Below are 355 nucleotides of genomic sequence, written 5' to 3'. Positions count from 1 at the left end.
GAAGATAAAAATGCCTCATCAAATAAAGAATTATATTTCTTAAAAAGGGGATCAATGACACTTTGATCATGCTCAAAAATCTCTTTTGCCTCTTTAGAGTCACTTTGACATTGAAAGTCGATGTAATGCCCAGACATTGCTTCCTCAATGGCATCAAATAGCTCTGACTGTTTTTTAAGCCATGATTCTAATTCCTCTACAGTGTCCGTAGATTCCTGTAGCAATGCATCAAACATTTCCGCTATTTTCTTAGGTTCTTTAAAATTCAGTTTCTCTACATAAAATGTTGACATGAATCATCCTCCTTTTCAAGTAAACTCATCGTACCAGAATACGATGTAATTATAAATACAAA

General features: G+C 33.5%; 1 pseudogene. It reads right to left on the bottom strand.

The annotated features are described in order from the left end of the window. A pseudogene (locus KH400_RS22735) lies at nucleotides 1-293 on the bottom strand (M3 family oligoendopeptidase); the annotation flags it as partial. Nucleotides 294-355: the final 62 nt, after the last annotated feature.

Source organism: Desertibacillus haloalkaliphilus, assembly GCF_019039105.1.
GTDB lineage: Bacteria > Bacillota > Bacilli > Bacillales > KJ1-10-99 > Desertibacillus > Desertibacillus haloalkaliphilus.
Note: the sequence above shows the minus strand (reverse complement) of the source record. Positions and strands in the feature narration are given on the sequence as shown.